Source organism: Vibrio sp. 1288 (assembly GCF_033344475.1).
The window spans coordinates 1-536 of the sequence record NZ_JAWPOX010001027.1 but is presented as its reverse complement, the minus strand read 5'-3'; the positions used below and the strand labels follow the sequence as shown (position 1 = coordinate 536).

The 536-nt window shown below is 46.8% G+C and carries 1 protein-coding gene and 1 pseudogene; one reads left to right on the top strand and one right to left on the bottom strand.

Annotated elements, in window-relative coordinates:
- The coding region (ruvX, locus tag R8O11_RS30720) for a Holliday junction resolvase RuvX (protein ID WP_318195319.1) at positions 1-148 on the top strand (148 nt) is incomplete at its 5' end.
- 61 nt (positions 149-209) lie between these two features.
- Here ruvX and R8O11_RS30715 read toward each other — a convergent pair.
- Positions 210-536: pseudogene (locus R8O11_RS30715) on the bottom strand (type IV pili twitching motility protein PilT); the annotation flags it as partial.

Below are 536 nucleotides of genomic sequence, written 5' to 3'. Positions count from 1 at the left end.
ATTGCATGATGAGCGCTTATCAACTTCAGAAGCGCGCGCAGAATTGTTCAGTATGGGTGGCTACAAAGCCTTATCGAAAGGCAATATCGACTGCCAATCTGCCGTGGTCATTCTAGAAAGTTGGTTTGAAGCGCTTTGGGGTGAATAAACCTCGCAAGCACAATGAAAAAGGTTGGCAGAAGCCAACCTTTTTTGTGTCTTGAATACGCTTAATCCATATCGATTTTGACGTTGGCAAGACTGCCTGTAGAGAACGGCTCACCACGCTGTGTTTTCAGCATTAAACGAAGATCGTTGGCAGAATCCGCACTGTGCAGTGCATCCTCTTCGCTGATCTTACCTTGCATCACCAACTTGTAGAGCGATTGGTCAAACGTCAGCATGCCAAACTCATTGGATCGTGCCATGGTTGATTTCAATTCGTGTAAATCACCACGACGGATCAAATCCGACACTCGTGGGCTGTTTAGCAAGATCTCAAACACACCATGACGCCCTTGACCATTCTTATCACGGATCAGCTGCTGGCCAATCAC